The following is a 15,164-nucleotide window of genomic DNA, read 5'->3' on the forward strand; positions in this document are numbered from 1 at the left end:
ATCGTGCAGCATCAGCGGGTCGGATCGGAGGCGGATTCTCGCGGCGCGCGGATGCTGCGCACAGCGCTCGGCCCGTCGATCGCCTCCTGGCTCGCCGATCCCGCCATCGTCGAAGTCATGCTCAACCCCGACGGACGCCTTTGGGTCGATCGGCTCGGTGAAGGCCTGGCCGACACGGGCGAACGACTGTCGCCTGCGGACGGCGAGCGCATCATCCGTCTGGTCGCCCACCATGTCGGCGTCGACGTTCATGCGCGCAACCCGCGTGTTTCGGCGGAGCTGCCCGAGACCGGCGAGCGGTTTGAGGGACTGATCCCGCCTGTCGTCGCCGCACCCGCCTTTGCGATCCGCAAGCCCGCCGTCGCGATCTTCACGCTCGACGATTATGCCGAAGCCGGAATCATGTCGCGCTTGCAGGCGGCGGTGCTGCGTAAGGGCGTCGCTGATCGCAGCAACATCCTGGTGGCGGGCGGCACCTCGACCGGCAAGACTACGCTCACCAATGCGCTGCTAGCCGAGGTGGCCAAGACCTCCGACCGCGTCGTTCTGATCGAAGACACCCGCGAGCTGCAATGCGCCTCGCCCAATCTTGTGGCGCTGCGCACCAAGGACGGCGTCGCCTCGCTCTCCGATCTGGTGCGGTCCTCACTGCGCCTGCGCCCCGACCGCATCCCCATCGGCGAGGTGCGTGGCGCCGAGGCGCTCGACCTCCTCAAGGCCTGGGGCACCGGCCATCCCGGCGGCGTCGGCACCATTCACGCCGGCACGGCGCTCGGCGCGTTGCGCCGGATGGAGCATCTCATCCAGGAAGCCGTCGTGACCGTGCCCCGCGCGCTGATCGGCGAGACCATCGACATGGTGGCGGTGCTGGCCGGACGCGGATCGGAACGCCGCCTCGCCGAACTCGCGCGCGTCGATGGCCTGGGCCCGGACGGCGACTTCGCGCTCACCCACCTCCCATGCCCTTCACCCGTATCGGCGGCGCCAGCGGTGACCGTCCTTTCAGCAGGAGAAAGCCAGTGAACCCGATATCCAACTTGCGGCGGCCGATCGCCGCCGTCTCTCATATGCGCCAGCAGGTCGCCGCTGGCGCATTGGCGTGCGTCGTGGCCCTGACTCTGTCGGCCCCGGCGCGCGCCTCCGGTTCGTCGATGCCCTGGGAAGCCCCACTCCAGTCCATCCTCGAATCGATCGAAGGACCGGTGGCGAAGATCATCGCCGTGATCGTGATCATCGTCACCGGCCTGACGCTCGCCTTTGGCGATTCCGGCGGCGGCTTCCGCAAGCTGATCCAGATCGTGTTCGGCCTGTCGATCGCGTTTGCGGCATCGAGCTTCTTCCTGTCGTTCTTCAGCTTCGGCGGCGGGGCGCTGATCTGATGCTGGAGGATGGCGAAGTCGCGGGCTTCTGCGCCCCGGTGCATCGGGCGCTCACCGAGCCGATCCTGCTCGGCGGCGCCCCGCGCGCCATCGCCATCGCCAATGGCACCCTGGCCGCCGCGATCGGCGTCGGCCTCCAGCTCTGGATCGCCGGCGGGGTGCTTTGGCTGATCGGGCATCTGGCGGCGGTGTGGGCGGCCAAGCGCGACGCGCAGTTCCCCGACGTCGCCCGCCGCCACCTCCGCTATCCCGCCTATCTGCGCGTCTGAGGCTCGCTCCCCATGATGAACCTCTCCGAATATCGCAACCGCGCCAGCCATCTGGCTGACTTCCTGCCCTGGGCCGCGCTGGTCGCCGAGGGCATCGTCCTCAACAAGGACGGCAGCTTCCAGCGCACGGCGAAGTTTCGTGGTCCCGATCTGGATTCGGCGACGCCCGCCGAGCTGGTCGCCGTCACCTCCCGGCTGAACAATGCCCTGCGCCGGCTGGGTTCGGGCTGGGCGATCTTCGTCGAGGCGCAGCGCGTGCCGGCGGGCGGCTATCCCGAGAGCGATTTTCCCGACGCTGCCTCCGCGCTCGTCGATCGCGAACGGCGCGCGCAGTTCGAGGAACAGGGCAGTCATTACGAGAGCGGTTATTACCTGACCCTGCTGTGGATGCCCCCCGCCGAAGACGCCGCACGCGCCGAAAGCTGGCTTTACGAGGGCCGCGCCCAAAAGGGCGTAGACCCTTGGGAGCTGGTGGGCAGCTTCGCCGACCGCACCGACCGGGTGCTGCAACTGGTCGACGGGTTCGTGCCCGAGGTCCGCTGGCTGGATGACAGCGAAACCCTGACCTATCTACACTCGACGATCTCGACCCGGCGCCAGCGCGTCCGCGTGCCCGAAACCCCGATGCACCTGGACGCACTGCTGGCCGATGAACCGCTGACCGGCGGTCTCGAACCGCGCCTGGGCGATCATCACTTACGCACGCTGACCATCACCGGCTTTCCGTCGATGACCTGGCCCGGCCTGCTCGACGAACTCAACCGGCTGGCTTTTCCCTATCGCTGGGCGACCCGCGCAGTGATGCTCGACAAGACCGACGCCACCAAGCTGCTCACCCGCATCCGGCGACAATGGTTCGCCAAGCGCAAGAGCGTCGCCGCGATTCTGCGCGAGGTGATGACCAATGAGGCCTCGACGCTGCTCGACAGCGATGCGTCGAACAAGGCGGCCGACGCCGACGCTGCGTTGCAGGAACTTGGCGCCGACGATGTCGGCCAGGCCTATGTCACCGCCACCGTGACGGTGTGGGATACCGATCCCGGCATCGCCGCCGAGAAGCTCCGGCTGGTCGAGAAGGTCATTCAGGGCCGGGACTTCACCTGCATCGCCGAGGGCGTCAACGCGATCGAGGCGTGGATGGGCAGCTTGCCCGGCCATGTCTACGCCAATGTCCGGCAGCCGCCGATCAGCACCTTGAACCTGGCGCATATGATCCCGCTGTCGGCGGTCTGGGCCGGCCCGGAACGCGATGAACATTTCGACGCGCCGCCGCTGTTTTTCGCCAAGACCGAAGGATCGACGCCGTTCCGCTTCTCGCTGCATGTCGGCGACGTCGGCCATACCCTGATCGTCGGACCGACCGGCGCCGGCAAATCGGTGCTGCTCGCGCTGATCGCCATGCAGTTCCGCCGCTATCAATCCGGCCAGGTGTTCGCCTTCGATTTCGGCAGCTCGATCCGGGTGGCGTCGCTGGCGATGGGCGGCGACTGGCAGAATCTTGGCAGCAGTCTCTATGATGACGCAGCGGCCAGCGTCTTCCTACAACCGCTCGCCCGCATCGACGACCCCGCCGAACGCAACTGGGCGTCGGAATGGCTTGCCGCGATCCTGGCCGCCGAAGGCGTCACGGTCGATCCCCAGGTGAAGGAGTATCTCTGGTCGGCGCTCGGATCGCTCGCCAGCGCGCCCGTTTCCGAACGCACCCTGACGGGGCTCGCCGTCCTGCTCCAGCAGCAACAATTAAAGCAGGCGCTTGGTCCCTATTGCGTCGGCGGACCGTACGGCCAGCTGCTCGATGCGGAATCCGAGCATCTGGGCGACGCCGATGTCCAGGCGTTCGAGACCGAAGGGCTGACCGGTACCGGCGCCGCGCCCGCCGTGCTCTCCTATCTGTTCCACCGGATCGAAGGCCGGCTCGACGGATCGCCGACCCTCATCATCATCGACGAGGGCTGGCTGGTGTTGGACAGTCCTGCCTTCGCCCAGCAGCTCAAGGAATGGCTGAAGACTCTGCGGAAGAAGAACGCCAGCGTCATCTTCGCTACCCAGAGCCTCGCCGACATCGAGACCTCGACCATTGCACCCGCCATCGTTGAAAGCTGCCCGACGCGCATCTTCCTGCCCAACGAACGCGCGGTCGAACCACAGATCACCGCCATCTACCGGCGCTTCGGGCTGAACGATCGTCAGATCGAAATCCTCAGCCGGGCCACCCCCAAGCGCGATTATTATTGCCAGTCGCGGCGCGGCAACCGGCTGTTCGACCTGGGGCTGGGCGATGTGGCGCTCGCCTTCACCGCCGCCTCGTCGAAGACCGATCAGGCGGGCATCGCCGATCTGATCGCCGAACATGGCCGCGACGACTTCGCCGCCGCCTGGCTGCGCGCTCGCGGCCTGGACTGGGCCGCCGATCTTCTTTCCCCCGCAGACCAGGAGAATGAGCCATGACCCGCTTCCAGTTGCGCCGCGCGATGATCGCCGGCGTCGCCATGATCGCCGTCACCAGTATATCGGCGCCCGCCAGCGCGCAGTTCGGGTTCGGCGGCATCGTCTATGATCCCACCAACTACGCCCAGAATGTGCTGACCGCGGCCCGCTCGCTCCAGCAGATCAACAATCAGATCCAGTCGCTCCAGAACGAGGCGTCGTCGCTGATCAACGAAGCGAAAAACCTCGCCAGCCTGCCATTCTCCTCGCTCCAGCAGCTTCAGGCGCAGGTTCGTCAGACCCAGCAGCTTCTCGGGCAGGCGCAGCGCATCGCCTATGACGTCCAGCAGATCGAGCAAGCGTTTTCGACCCGCTACCGCAACATCGACCTCAATGCGTCCGACCGGGCGCTGATCGACGGCGCGCAGGAGCGTTGGGAGACCAGCGTCGCCGGGTTCGAGGATGCGTTGAAGGTCCAGGCTGGCGTGGTCGGCAATATCGACGGCGCGCGCACCGCCATGTCGAACATCGTCGGCGCCAGCCAATCGGCGACCGGAGCGTTGCAGGCGGCGCAGGCCGGCAACCAGCTTCTCGCCCTGCAATCCCAACAGATCGCGGACCTCACGGCATTGGTCGCTGCGCAGGGACGCGCTCAGGCGCTCGAAGCCGCCCGCGACGCCGCCACCGAAGCGCAAGGACGCGAGCAGTTCCGCCGCTTCATGACGCGCAGCGGCAACTGATCGAACACGGCCAGGCATCGGCCGGAAAGGGAGACTGGGGATGAGCCGCAGCGCGAAGATCGCAGGCGTGGCGCTGGCCGCAGGCATATTGCTGGCCACCGCCATCGTCATCGCCGTCGATGACCGACCGGCGGAGAAGGCCGCGCCGCGCATCGAGACGATCGGCGCAGACTCGCTGCGCGCCGAGCTGGACCGATGCCGCACCTTGACCATGCCCGACGCAGGTTGCGAGGCAGCCTGGGAAGATCATCGCCGTCGCTTCCTCGGTCGCGACCGCGGCGACCGACAGTTTGATACCGGAACCGCCATGGATGCGCCGGACGACGGGCTTGATCGCGAACCCTCAAGCGATCCCGCCGAGGTTTCCTTGACGCAAACGCCTGCCACGGCCGCCGACCTGGCCGCCGCTTCCGCATCCGAGCCGGGCCGCTGACATGAACGACGTCGGCGTCATCAACCGCTTCCTCGACACCTTCAACAGCTACATCGACAGCGGGTTCGGGCTGCTCGGCGGCGAGATCGCCTTCCTAACCACCACCCTGATTGTCATCGACATCACGCTGGCCGGCCTGTTCTGGGCCTGGGGCGCCGACGAGGACGTCATGCACCGCCTAGTCAAGAAGGTGCTCTATGTAGGCTTCTTCGCCTTCGTCATCGGCAATTTCTCCGCGCTCGCCGGCATCGTGTTCGACAGCTTCGCCGGGCTCGGCCTGAAGGCCAGCGGGGCTAGCATCAGCCTCGCCGATTTCATGAAGCCGGGCAGCGTCGCCGCCACTGGGTTCGACGCCGGCGAACCGCTGCTGGACGCCATGGGCGATCTGATGGGATTCCGCAGCTTCTTTGCCAACTTCATCCAGATTGCGGTGCTGCTCGTCGCCTGGGTGATCATCCTCATCGCCTTCTTCATCCTGTCGGTCCAGCTCTTCGTCACCCTGATCGAGTTCAAACTGGTGACGCTGGCCGGCTTCGTGCTGTTGCCCTTCGCCCTGTTCAACAAGACCGCCTTCCTCGCCGAAAAGGTGCTGGGCAATGTCGTAGCGTCGGGCATCAAGGTGCTGGTGCTGGCCGTCATCGTCGGCATCGGCACCGGCCTGTTCGCCGAGTTCACGACCGCATTCAGCGGTACGCCCACGGCCGAGGAAGCCATGTCCGTCGCGCTCGCGGCGCTGGCCTTGCTCGGTCTCGGCATCTTTGGTCCCGGCATCGCCACCGGCCTGGTATCCGGCGCGCCGCAACTCGGCGCGGGCGCGGCGGTCGGGACCGCGCTCGCGGTCGGCGGCGCCGCGATGGCGGGCGGCATGGGCGCGCGCATGGCCATGGGCGGCGCGGCCTCCGCGATCGGCGGCGGCGTCAAGGCCGGCGCGGCAGCCGCGCGCGGCGGTGCTCATGCGACAGGCGCGGCGGCCAGCGCCTACAGCCTCGGCTCGCTGGGGAAAAGCGGTGGCAGCGCCGTCGCTGGCGGCCTGTCCGCTGTCGGCCAAACGGCGGCCGGCGGGGCCATGAAGGCGGCAATGTCGCCCTTGAAGAACGCCGCCGGCAAGGCTGGCGCTTCCATGAAATCCAGCTTCAGCTCAGGCGCGCGCGCCGGGTTTACCGCGTCGGGCGGCAAGATCAGCGGCATCTTAGGCACTGCTGCACCGACGGCGGCTTCCACGGCGCCCACGGGGGCCACCGCCAGCGCCCCGCCGGCCTGGGCGCAGTCCATGAAGCGCCAACAAACGATGAACCGGGGCGTGTCGTCCGTCACCCATGCCGTGCGCTCCGGCGACCGCGGCGGCGGCGGCGCCTCGGTCGATCTCAGCCAGAAGGACTGACCCAAAATGTTCAAACGCCCCTCGACCCGCTACGGCAAGACCCCGCAGCCCGAGACGCCCTATCAGCGCGCCGGCCAGGCCTGGGACGATCGCATCGGTTCGGCCCGCGTCCAGGCCCGGAACTGGCGGCTCGCCTTCTTCGCAACCCTGGCGTTGTCGGGCGGTCTCGCCATTGGACTGGTCATTCAGGGTGCGCGCGGCACCATCGTCCCCTGGGTGGTCGAGGTCGACAAACTCGGCGAAGCCCAGACCGTTGCGCCCGCTGAAGCGGGCTATCGTCCGACCGACCCGCAGATCGCCTTCCACCTCGCGCGTTTCATCGAGCAGGTCAGGAGCGTGCCCGCCGATCCGGTCATCGTCCGCCAGAACTGGCTGCGCGCCTATGACTTCACCACAGATCGCGGCGCGCTGGCGCTCAACGACTATGCCCGCACCAACGATCCGTTCGCCAATGTCGGACGGGTCCAGGTCGCGATCGACGTCTCCAGCGTGATCCGCGCCTCTCCCGACAGCTTTCGCATCGCCTGGACCGAGCGCCGCTATCAGGACGGTCAGCTCGCCGGCACGGAGCGCTGGTCGGCCATTCTCACCATCGCCATTCAGCCGCCGCGCGATCCCGAGCGGCTGCGCAAGAATCCGCTGGGCGTGTTCGTCACGGCCATCAACTGGTCGAAGGAGCTGGGCCAATGAACACCATCCTAGGCACGTATTTCCGTAAATCCGTAGTTCCGGCTTTGCTGATCTCCGCATCCACGCTGGCAGGCTGCGCTACCACATCGGCCAAGCCGCCCGCGATCAGCTATGATGATGCGCCCGCCATCGCGGCGACGCTCTCTCCCGAGGCGCCCGCGCCCGTCGAGATCGTCACAATCGCCGAACCGCTGCCGTTACCCGGCCAGTTGATGCCGGTCGATGAACGCCGCAGTCCGCCTGAGCCGGCCGATCCTTCCGCACGGGTCAGCCAGGCCAACGCCGCCGCGCGTGTGCAGCCGGTGCGCGACGGGTTCATCAACGCCATCCAGCTCTATCCCTGGACCGAAGGCGCTCTCTATCAGGTCTATACCTCCCCTGGTCAGGTGACGGACATCGCCCTTCAGGAAGGCGAGCAACTCGTCGGCCCAGGGCCGGTCGCCGCTGGTGACACCGTGCGCTGGATCATCGGCGATACGGTCAGCGGGACAGGGGAACGCAGCCGGGTGCATATCCTGGTCAAGCCGACACGGCCCGACCTCACCACCAACCTCGTCATCAACACCGACCGGCGCACCTATCATCTCGAGCTACGCGCAACCGAGCGCACATGGATGGCGTCGGTGTCCTGGAATTATCCGCAAGACCGACTGATCGCGTTGCGTGGGACAAACGCAGCAGCGGCCGCAGCATCGCCGGTCGCCAACGGGGTCGATGTCGCTCGGCTCAATTTCCGCTACCGCATCGAAGGCGACAATGCACCGTGGCGTCCGGTTCGCGCCTTCGACGACAGCGCCCAGGTGTTCATCGAATTTCCCGCCGGGATCGGCCAGGGCGAGATGCCGCCCCTGTTCGTGATTGGTCCTAACGGGGGCGGCGAACTGGTCAACTACCGGGTGCGCGAGCGCTATATTGTAGTCGACCGGCTGTTCTCCGCCGCCGAACTGCGTCTAGGCAAACATCCCCAGCAGACCGTGCGTATCGTCCGCGATGATGGCCATCAGCGTGGCGGGGCGCGGCGATGAGCGGGTCTGATGAAGCTCCCGGAAGGCAGAGAGAGGAGCACCCGGCGCCCGCCGCAGCAACTCCGGCGGCGCCAGCGCCTGCCGATCCTGCCGGCTTCCGCCTGCGCGGTGAGACGCCGCGTGTGATGCGTCTGTCGCGCAAAGTCATCGCCGGCATCGGCGCGGTCGGCGCGCTCGCGGTGGGCGGCGCCCTGACCTTCGCGCTTCAGAGCCGCGACACCAAGCCGCCCGCCGAACTCTACAACACCGACAATCGCGCCGTGACCGAGCGGGTGGCGAGCGGGCCACGAGATTATGCTGCGCTGCCGCCGGGCGTTCCGCAATTGGGGGCACCGCTGCCCGGCGACCTCGGGGGGCCGATCGTTTCTGCTCAACAGCGCGGGGAGACCGTGCCGCTGCCGCCGATCGGCGCGGACGCCGGTCAGCCGAACACCGGCGCGACACCCGAAGAGCAGGCCCGCCAACGCGCCGTTCAAGAACATGAGGCGGCCATAGCAAGCCGGTTGTTCCTTGGCGGACAAAGCGGCACGGCGCCGGTTGGACAAGGCTCGGCCGCATCATCCCCGCTTGCCGGCCTCGACTTTGCCGCGCTCAATGCCGCTGCGGCACCGCCAGCTCCTGAACCGCCCGACGGTCCCAACATGCAGCGATCCAAACAGGAGTTCGTTGGACGGGGGTCAGAGAGCCGAACGCTCAACGCGGGGCAATTGACCGATCCGGTCTCGCCCCATGTCGTTCAGGCGGGCAACGTCATCGCCGCCGCCCTCATCACCGGCATCAGTTCCGACCTGCCTGGACAGGTCACGGCTCAGGTAACGCAGAATGTCTATGACAGCCCGACTGGGCGCATTCTGCTGATCCCGCAAGGCTCGCGGCTGATCGGCGACTATGACAGCCAGGTCGCTTACGGCCAGCGCCGCGTGCTGCTCGCCTGGAGCCGGTTAATCCTGCCCGATGGCCGCTCGATCATCCTCGACCGGCAACCGGCCGGCGACGCGGCGGGTTATGCGGGCCTTGAAGACCGGGTCAACCAACATTGGGGCGGCATCGCCCGCGCAGCCGCGCTCTCGACCCTGCTCAGTATCGGCGCCGAGATGGGCTCGGACTCCGATAACGATATCGCCCGCGCCATCCGCGACGGCGGGCAGAATACGTTCAACCAGGCCGGGCAGGAGATCGTCCGCCGCCAGCTCAACATCCAGCCCACGCTGACCATCCGTCCCGGCTATCCGGTCCGGGTGCTGGTATCGCGCGACATTGTGATCTCTCCATGGAGAACTGCACGATGACGAAACTCAAACTGGGTCCAATCACAGAAGACAAGCCGGTAAAGGTGACGATAGATCTGCCCGGCGCCCTGCATCGCGATCTTGTCGCCTATGCCGACGCGCTGGCTAGGGAGAACGGCCAGCCCACAGCCGATCCGAAGCGGCTGATCGTGCCGATTCTGGAACGCTTCATCGCCACGGATCGGGGCTTTGCGAAGGTGCGGCGGGCGCAGCGTTAAGGCCATTCAGCCCGCTCTCCAAACGGCCATACGCGGAGACTGACCGACGAAAAGTACATGTTCAATTGCCCATGAATTTCCCGAAGCGTTCCTTGCCTTCGGCCTCCACAATAGCAGTCTCGGCAGTGGCGCACTCTTCGCCGCGCACCGCGCCAGTCTGGCATTTCTCGACAATGTCGCGGGCTTCATCGAGTTGCGCCCTGAAATATTGCGTGCCCCGAGGCTCGGTCATGGCCGGGATGGGGGCAGATACTCCGGCAGCCGCCTGCCCTGCGGGCAGGATGATCGGGCGGAGAACGAAGCCTGCTCCCAACCCGACGATCAGTGCGACTAGCACGATGGTGACTGTCTTACCTTGTGTCATGCCTGCTCCTTTCCGAGTGATTGTTGTCGTGCGGCGCGAACTGCTCATCGGCTTCCTGCGGATCGGATACGTTGATGCCTGCCCAATCCGACGTTCCGCGCCGCGCGCGCCCTGCCATGACATGCGCGGCGCTGATAAAACGGCGTAGAACGGGATTGTCGTTGTCGGGCGACCAGATCGCGCTGAACGGCACGATATCCGCCTCTTCGACGAGCGGCCGCATCACCACGCCCGGAATGCCAAGTGCTACCCACCCCTCTGACACTAGGCTGATCCCAAATCCCATGCCGACCATGCTCATCAGCATTTCCTGCTGAACACCGCGTCGCTCGATCACCGGATAATGGCTGTAATCAGCAATGCGCCTCACGACATAGTCGTGGATTTCCGGCCCAGGAGGGTATTCCGAAACCATGAACTGTTCATCGCGGATGTCCGACCAATGCAGCTCCAAACGTTCAGCAAGCGGATGATCCTGCGGCAACGCGACATGCACTCGTTCCTGCCAAAGCTCAGCGGTGTCGCAACCGATCACCTCAGCATTCCCGGTCGCTATCACCACATCGAGAGAATGGCGGCGAACCTCGCTGATATGCACGCGGCGATCACCCTCGCGAACATCGATGTGCACCAGCGGATGATCGTTTCGGAACTCAAGGACCAGATCGCGCAGAAAGCCGCCAGCCAATGACGTGAACACGCCTATGCGCAAAGTTCCCTGTTCGCCCCGTCCAGCCTGACGCGCAGAAGCAATTGCACTATCAAATTGGAGCATCACACACCGGGCCTGCGTGAGAAAAGACTCGCCGGCGAGTGTCGTGCGCACGCCACGCGGACCACGCTCAAACAAGGTTACTCCAAGGTTTTCTTCCAGCAACCTGATGCGCTTGCTGACACCCGATTGCCGAACCCCGAGCGCGCTCGCCGCCGCGCTGAAGCTGAGATACTCCGCCACGACAAGCGCCTGGACGACCGAAACCAGATCTATCCCACGGGACAACAGCCGGCTGGCGAAGAAAAGATTTTCCTCATCCGCCAATGTTATGCGCCTGTCGGCCATTTCCAGTCATAACCTGGGTATCAACTGCCGGTATCTTAGCCTTGCCCGAGCGAGAGCGTCCGAGGCAGCGCGAGGGCGACAATCTGAAGAACAAAAGGCTTCATCATTTTCTCCGTCTTCCCTGCACAATGGCTATACGCACAGCGCGTGTGCATCCCTCACGATGAAGCTTCCAAGGGAGTGTGAGCGCTCACGCAATACCGTTCGTGCGGCAACGTGCCCGGCTAGATGCGGGTGAGAATGCCCTTCATTTCATCGATCTCCTGGCGCTGCGATTTGATGGTCTCGTCGCAGAGCCGCTTGACCTCGGGATCGCGGATTTGCGCCTCTCGGCGACATTCTCAATGGGTATGCCCTTACGAGAGGGATGATTGTCACATCGCCCCTCGCTGACATGCGGTCGTATCTCGACCAGTCGCGCGCGAAGCACCTTATTGTGAATGCATTGTGGGCAGAGCCCATCCATCCACTATGACCAAAGTGCTACAGGAGACATAGAGAGCGAACGATTTTCGTCGAGATCCTGAAGGAAAGGCCCCCAATTGGCCTTCCCAATTCGCAGCGAGCAATAGCCCGCCGCCATCGCCGTGAAGCCTTCAAGTACAACCGGCAGGTCATCGACGAGGCCTTCGAGCCGTGGGGCGACAGTCTTACCATATGCCAGAAAGATGGCGTCGCGATAGTTGGCCTTGCCTCGGTAGCGGGATGCCTGCTGAAGGAAGGCGATGCTCCGCCGTCGATAGGCAGCATCACGCATGGCTTTGGCAGGCCCGGACCGGAAATTGTCGACACCAAGATCCTTGAATGCCGCTTCCGCCTTAATCCGCTCCTGGCAGTTCCATTGCTCCCACTTTGCAGTGCCCGATAGATATTCAGCGATACAACCCCAAGCCTGTTCTGGCGTTTGGGGCATGTTCGTAAGGGGATGCTTGCCGCGGGCGCGCACTGGGACAAGACCATTCGCTACATCGTCCTTCAGTACCGAAGGAAGGCGATCAGCAAAAGGCGCCATGGCCAATCCGCGGGACGGGAATTGCGCATCCCACTGCTGGGCAGTAGCGGTGTGGTTGTTCTGGAATGAACCGTCTGCGGCCGCGACCATGGCCGAAGCCGCACCATAAATACCATAATACCAGGTAATGATGGCCATACGCGCCACGTCAGCTTTCGAGGAGACGGCGCTAAGTGCGCGAAGAGCGGCGAGCTGGTGAAAGGCGAAAAGCAATTGTTCGCACACGGTGTTGAGCGTGCGATCGTCCATCTCCCGCTTTTGGACTTTTCCGTAAAATATCCGGGCGGACTGGAAGGCGACGGCGCGATCGTCGACGAGGATCGCAAGCGCGCGTATCCAGTGGATCGTCGACGGTAATGCAAAAACCGCATCGGGAATGTCGTTCGGGGATTCGGTTAGCGTGCCGAATCGGCGCAGCCGTTTGTAGAGCGAGTCGTTCGTCATTTAGGCCCCCCAATAGCGGTAGAACGCTGCGTCACTGCGACTGACCAGTCATCGCCCCTCCTGGATCGGTATGTTACCCGATGTCGTGCCGCCGCCGGTTTCGCTGCCCACCCGTCGCAGAGCTACCCTGAGGCGATCATCAGTCGTCCTTCGTGAATATCCCTAGTTTTCTGCGGCCAGGCGATCGAGACGCAGGCTTATTTGCCGGGGCGGCTCTTGGCGCCTTCAATCGGGCCGTGGGTGAGGAAACTGCCGTTTCGACCGGACTGTCGCTTGCCTTCTTCCGACCAAGTCCAATGGAAACAGCCAGCGTGCTGCGCGTCGCCGAATAATTGGGCGACACCATCGGATAGTTCGCAGGCAAATTCCAACGGGCGAGGTACGCCTTGGGTGTCAGGCCGTGATGCGTCATCAAATGACGCTTCAGCATCTTCAGTTTCACGCCGTCTTCAAGACACACGATGTAGTCGGGTTTGATTGACGATTTCACTGGGACAGCAGGCTTGAGTTCGACCGCCTGTTCAGCGGGCGAGCCAAGACCGACCAAAGCGGCATGAACCGAGCCGATCAGACCCGGAAGATCATTGATGCCGACACTGTTGTTCATGACGTGGGCAGCGACGATTTCGGTCGTCAGCGTCAGAAGAGCATGGCCGCCATCGGGCTTTATTTCAGACAAATTTCTTCCTTCGGAAAGGGCGAGCCTAGATCATCGACTTAGCTTACTCTTGATAACAAGACCCCGCGCGAATGCTAGTCAGATGGGCACGCTGCGGGCCTCCGTTGCCGTCGCCTGATGGACAATGGAACCCAAAGCAGTTCTATAATGACCGCGTGATAACTCTAGTTTGCCCTTATCTCAGATGAACTAAGGGCGTCAGGATGCCTCGGCATGTTGAGGTAGGGTGCGATGCTCCTGGCGTTCCCAGGTTTCGATCAGAAACAGCGCCAGCGTACTCGCTGCATTGACCGCGAGACGTGCAATCCGAGCGTCGATGCGCCGGAAGCCCTTCTCGCGCCCATGCGCATCCCCACCGTGGGTCCGCAATGCGCCAATACCCTTGGCAACGGAGGTGAGGCCGCTCAGCGTTTGGCGGATGTCGGCTTCTATCTCAGGTGGAAGATCCGACCGACCCGGCGACAGACCCAGTGGTCCCTGAACGGCGCGGATCAGCCCATCAATGTCCTTCTTTGGCGGCAGCGGTACCTTGAGTTCGACAAGGATCGATCGGCACACCGCTTCGATCAGCGAGCAAGCTGCTGTCACCGCGTCTTCCGGGTCGCTTTCCAGGTTCGGGAGGGCGCGGGCGATCTCCATCTGGACGGTATCAAAATCCAGCGTCGCCACCTTCTTGATGAAAGGCTCGACTATTCCGCCAGACCCTTGCCGTTCAGTCAGAAGGGCTTTCCCGCCAACGACGACGACGGAGAAGCCATCTGGCGCCAGCGCCTTGTTGAGATGCTCGCGGACAGCGGTGGCCTTGTCGGGTTCCGCCAGATATTCGCGGGGATCGCACACCTTCTCGATGATCCGTGTGAAATAGGTATCCCCATTACCGTCATAATGATTGGCAGTTTGACGTAGAAAATCCGTCGTGGCCGGCACGCGCGAAGTTGAGCCGATGCGCATATCGAGGCCGCAATCAAGAAAGAACTGCTCGATTTTTGGGCCTGAGCGATAGATGCCGATCGACGGCGTGTTGTCGTTTCCGGAGCCGCCCGTAATCGTGTCGACCAGCGCCTTGATGACAAATGGGGAGAATTTGCCGGTCATGGCTTCACCGCGAGCAGAGCGAGGACCGCCTGCTTTCGGTCCATCCACGCAGCAGCCACCTGGCTGCGCCACGCGATCATGTCATGAATCCGCTGATAGTCGTCGGCGATGTTGCGCATGAAGATGGGCTCGTGATGCGCGATCCGGTTCCGCAAGCGCCGAATGATCTGGAGGTCTGCATAGGCCGTGGCCCGGCATTGCGGGGTCGGCTGACCTTGCGGCGCGCCGGGAAAGCAGGTGCGGAAGTGCGCATTCCAGATGCGGCTGTCCTGGCCGACCGTGAAGATGTTTTCCCAGAACGCGAATTTGAGTTCGGCTATGATTTTTCCGGTCGTGGGCAAGGAGGCTGCGCAAGATTGAAGATCATTCGCCGGGTTATATCGGAACTTGCTTTTCGGACGCGGCAAGCTTCGGATAAAGCCATTGTTCCACGGCCAGTTCGCGCCGTGGACGTGCTCGATCGCTTCGGCGATTCCATTACGAACCGCCACTTCGCACACCTGAAGCGGGACGATCAGGGCCGACGAAAGGTCCAGATTCCACTCATAGAGTGCGAGAGCCTTCTCTCGGTCATTGCCCATGGCCTGCAAGTAGGTGGCAAAGCGGGGCGCAGAGATGACGGTGGGCAGTTCGTGAAGCTCGTCCTGAGAGAAGGGCAA

General features: G+C 64.1%; 17 protein-coding genes. 11 read left to right on the forward strand and 6 right to left on the reverse strand.

From position 1 onward, the window contains the following. Nucleotides 1–51: 51 nt before the first annotated feature. The 11 genes from trbB to SGRAN_RS21350 are packed head-to-tail and all read left to right on the forward strand — an operon-like array spanning nt 52 to nt 9,851. Nucleotides 52–1,023, forward strand: coding sequence for a P-type conjugative transfer ATPase TrbB (gene trbB, locus SGRAN_RS21300; protein WP_067187249.1), 972 nt, complete (start codon nt 52–54; stop codon nt 1,021–1,023). A 44-nt stretch (nt 1,024–1,067) separates the two neighbouring features. Further along, complete coding sequence (locus SGRAN_RS21305) at nt 1,068–1,379, forward strand: TrbC/VirB2 family protein (protein ID WP_067187251.1); 312 nt, start codon at nt 1,068–1,070, stop codon at nt 1,377–1,379. Next, nucleotides 1,379–1,648, forward strand: coding sequence for a VirB3 family type IV secretion system protein (locus SGRAN_RS21310; protein WP_067186725.1), 270 nt, complete (start codon nt 1,379–1,381; stop codon nt 1,646–1,648). The genes SGRAN_RS21305 and SGRAN_RS21310 overlap by 1 nt, the downstream gene beginning before the upstream one ends. Before the next feature lie 12 nt (nt 1,649–1,660). After that, nucleotides 1,661–4,096, forward strand: coding sequence for a conjugal transfer protein TrbE (gene trbE / locus SGRAN_RS21315; protein ID WP_067186726.1), 2,436 nt, complete (start codon nt 1,661–1,663; stop codon nt 4,094–4,096). Continuing rightward, on the forward strand, nt 4,093–4,815 hold the full coding sequence (trbJ, locus tag SGRAN_RS21320) for a P-type conjugative transfer protein TrbJ (protein ID WP_067186728.1): 723 nt from the start codon (nt 4,093–4,095) through the stop codon (nt 4,813–4,815). The genes trbE and trbJ overlap by 4 nt, the downstream gene beginning before the upstream one ends. 40 nt (nt 4,816–4,855) lie before the next feature. Continuing rightward, nucleotides 4,856–5,248 carry a putative entry exclusion protein TrbK-alt gene (gene trbK-alt / locus SGRAN_RS21325; RefSeq protein WP_082737402.1) on the forward strand — a complete coding sequence of 131 codons (393 nt, stop codon included), beginning with the start codon at nt 4,856–4,858 and terminating at the stop codon, nt 5,246–5,248. A 1-nt stretch (nt 5,249) separates the two neighbouring features. Next, nucleotides 5,250–6,629 (forward strand): P-type conjugative transfer protein TrbL, encoded by a 1,380-nt coding sequence (trbL, locus tag SGRAN_RS21330; RefSeq protein ID WP_067186730.1) that lies wholly within the window; start codon nt 5,250–5,252, stop codon nt 6,627–6,629. Nucleotides 6,630–6,635: 6 nt separating this feature from the next. Next, on the forward strand, nt 6,636–7,319 hold the full coding sequence (gene trbF, locus SGRAN_RS21335) for a conjugal transfer protein TrbF (protein WP_067186731.1): 684 nt from the start codon (nt 6,636–6,638) through the stop codon (nt 7,317–7,319). Beyond that, entirely contained in the window at nt 7,316–8,344 is a 1,029-nt protein-coding gene (gene trbG, locus SGRAN_RS21340) for a P-type conjugative transfer protein TrbG (protein WP_067186733.1), read from the forward strand. The genes trbF and trbG overlap by 4 nt, the downstream gene beginning before the upstream one ends. Further along, complete coding sequence (locus SGRAN_RS21345) at nt 8,341–9,633, forward strand: TrbI/VirB10 family protein (RefSeq protein WP_067186735.1); 1,293 nt, start codon at nt 8,341–8,343, stop codon at nt 9,631–9,633. Before trbG ends, SGRAN_RS21345 begins: the two co-directional genes overlap by 4 nt. After that, complete coding sequence (locus tag SGRAN_RS21350; RefSeq protein ID WP_067186737.1) at nt 9,630–9,851, forward strand: DUF2274 domain-containing protein; 222 nt, start codon at nt 9,630–9,632, stop codon at nt 9,849–9,851. Before SGRAN_RS21345 ends, SGRAN_RS21350 begins: the two co-directional genes overlap by 4 nt. Before the next feature lie 61 nt (nt 9,852–9,912). On the opposite strand, the gene SGRAN_RS21355 is transcribed toward SGRAN_RS21350, so the two are convergent. From SGRAN_RS21355 to SGRAN_RS21380, 6 genes are all read right to left on the reverse strand, one after another. Then, on the reverse strand, nt 9,913–10,215 hold the full coding sequence (locus SGRAN_RS21355; RefSeq protein WP_067186739.1) for a hypothetical protein: 303 nt from the start codon (nt 10,213–10,215) through the stop codon (nt 9,913–9,915). Beyond that, on the reverse strand, nt 10,202–11,254 hold the full coding sequence (locus tag SGRAN_RS22010) for a LysR family transcriptional regulator (protein WP_172709690.1): 1,053 nt from the start codon (nt 11,252–11,254) through the stop codon (nt 10,202–10,204). Before SGRAN_RS22010 ends, SGRAN_RS21355 begins: the two co-directional genes overlap by 14 nt. 490 nt (nt 11,255–11,744) lie before the next feature. Next, nucleotides 11,745–12,731 (reverse strand): hypothetical protein, encoded by a 987-nt coding sequence (locus tag SGRAN_RS21370; protein ID WP_067186745.1) that lies wholly within the window; start codon nt 12,729–12,731, stop codon nt 11,745–11,747. Between the two features lie 139 nt (nt 12,732–12,870). After that, nucleotides 12,871–13,410, reverse strand: a complete 540-nt coding sequence (locus SGRAN_RS22015) for a MucR family transcriptional regulator (RefSeq protein WP_082737404.1) — start codon at nt 13,408–13,410, stop codon at nt 12,871–12,873. A gap of 198 nt (nt 13,411–13,608) precedes the next feature. Then, entirely contained in the window at nt 13,609–14,505 is an 897-nt protein-coding gene (locus tag SGRAN_RS21375) for an abortive infection family protein (RefSeq protein WP_067186747.1), read from the reverse strand. Next, nucleotides 14,502–15,164, reverse strand: a complete 663-nt coding sequence (locus SGRAN_RS21380) for a hypothetical protein (protein WP_067186748.1) — start codon at nt 15,162–15,164, stop codon at nt 14,502–14,504. The genes SGRAN_RS21375 and SGRAN_RS21380 overlap by 4 nt, the downstream gene beginning before the upstream one ends.

The sequence above is a fragment of the Sphingopyxis granuli genome (assembly GCF_001559015.1).
Lineage (GTDB): Bacteria > Pseudomonadota > Alphaproteobacteria > Sphingomonadales > Sphingomonadaceae > Sphingopyxis > Sphingopyxis granuli.

What these genes read in the sequence shown, in the direction of transcription:
- SGRAN_RS21305 (WP_067187251.1), top strand. Translation starts at nt 1,068, where the DNA reads ATGCGCCAGCAGGTCGCCGCTGGCGCATTGGCGTGCGTCGTGGCCCTG.
- trbG (WP_067186733.1), top strand. Translation starts at nt 7,316, where the DNA reads ATGAACACCATCCTAGGCACGTATTTCCGTAAATCCGTAGTTCCGGCT.
- SGRAN_RS21310 (WP_067186725.1), top strand. Translation starts at nt 1,379, where the DNA reads ATGCTGGAGGATGGCGAAGTCGCGGGCTTCTGCGCCCCGGTGCATCGG.
- trbF (WP_067186731.1), top strand. Translation starts at nt 6,636, where the DNA reads ATGTTCAAACGCCCCTCGACCCGCTACGGCAAGACCCCGCAGCCCGAG.
- SGRAN_RS21355 (WP_067186739.1), bottom strand. Translation starts at nt 10,215, where the DNA reads ATGACACAAGGTAAGACAGTCACCATCGTGCTAGTCGCACTGATCGTC.
- trbJ (WP_067186728.1), top strand. Translation starts at nt 4,093, where the DNA reads ATGACCCGCTTCCAGTTGCGCCGCGCGATGATCGCCGGCGTCGCCATG.
- SGRAN_RS21375 (WP_067186747.1), bottom strand. Translation starts at nt 14,505, where the DNA reads ATGACCGGCAAATTCTCCCCATTTGTCATCAAGGCGCTGGTCGACACG.
- SGRAN_RS21345 (WP_067186735.1), top strand. Translation starts at nt 8,341, where the DNA reads ATGAGCGGGTCTGATGAAGCTCCCGGAAGGCAGAGAGAGGAGCACCCG.
- trbB (WP_067187249.1), top strand. Translation starts at nt 52, where the DNA reads ATGCTGCGCACAGCGCTCGGCCCGTCGATCGCCTCCTGGCTCGCCGAT.
- SGRAN_RS21350 (WP_067186737.1), top strand. Translation starts at nt 9,630, where the DNA reads ATGACGAAACTCAAACTGGGTCCAATCACAGAAGACAAGCCGGTAAAG.
- trbK-alt (WP_082737402.1), top strand. Translation starts at nt 4,856, where the DNA reads ATGAGCCGCAGCGCGAAGATCGCAGGCGTGGCGCTGGCCGCAGGCATA.
- trbL (WP_067186730.1), top strand. Translation starts at nt 5,250, where the DNA reads ATGAACGACGTCGGCGTCATCAACCGCTTCCTCGACACCTTCAACAGC.
- trbE (WP_067186726.1), top strand. Translation starts at nt 1,661, where the DNA reads ATGATGAACCTCTCCGAATATCGCAACCGCGCCAGCCATCTGGCTGAC.
- SGRAN_RS21370 (WP_067186745.1), bottom strand. Translation starts at nt 12,731, where the DNA reads ATGACGAACGACTCGCTCTACAAACGGCTGCGCCGATTCGGCACGCTA.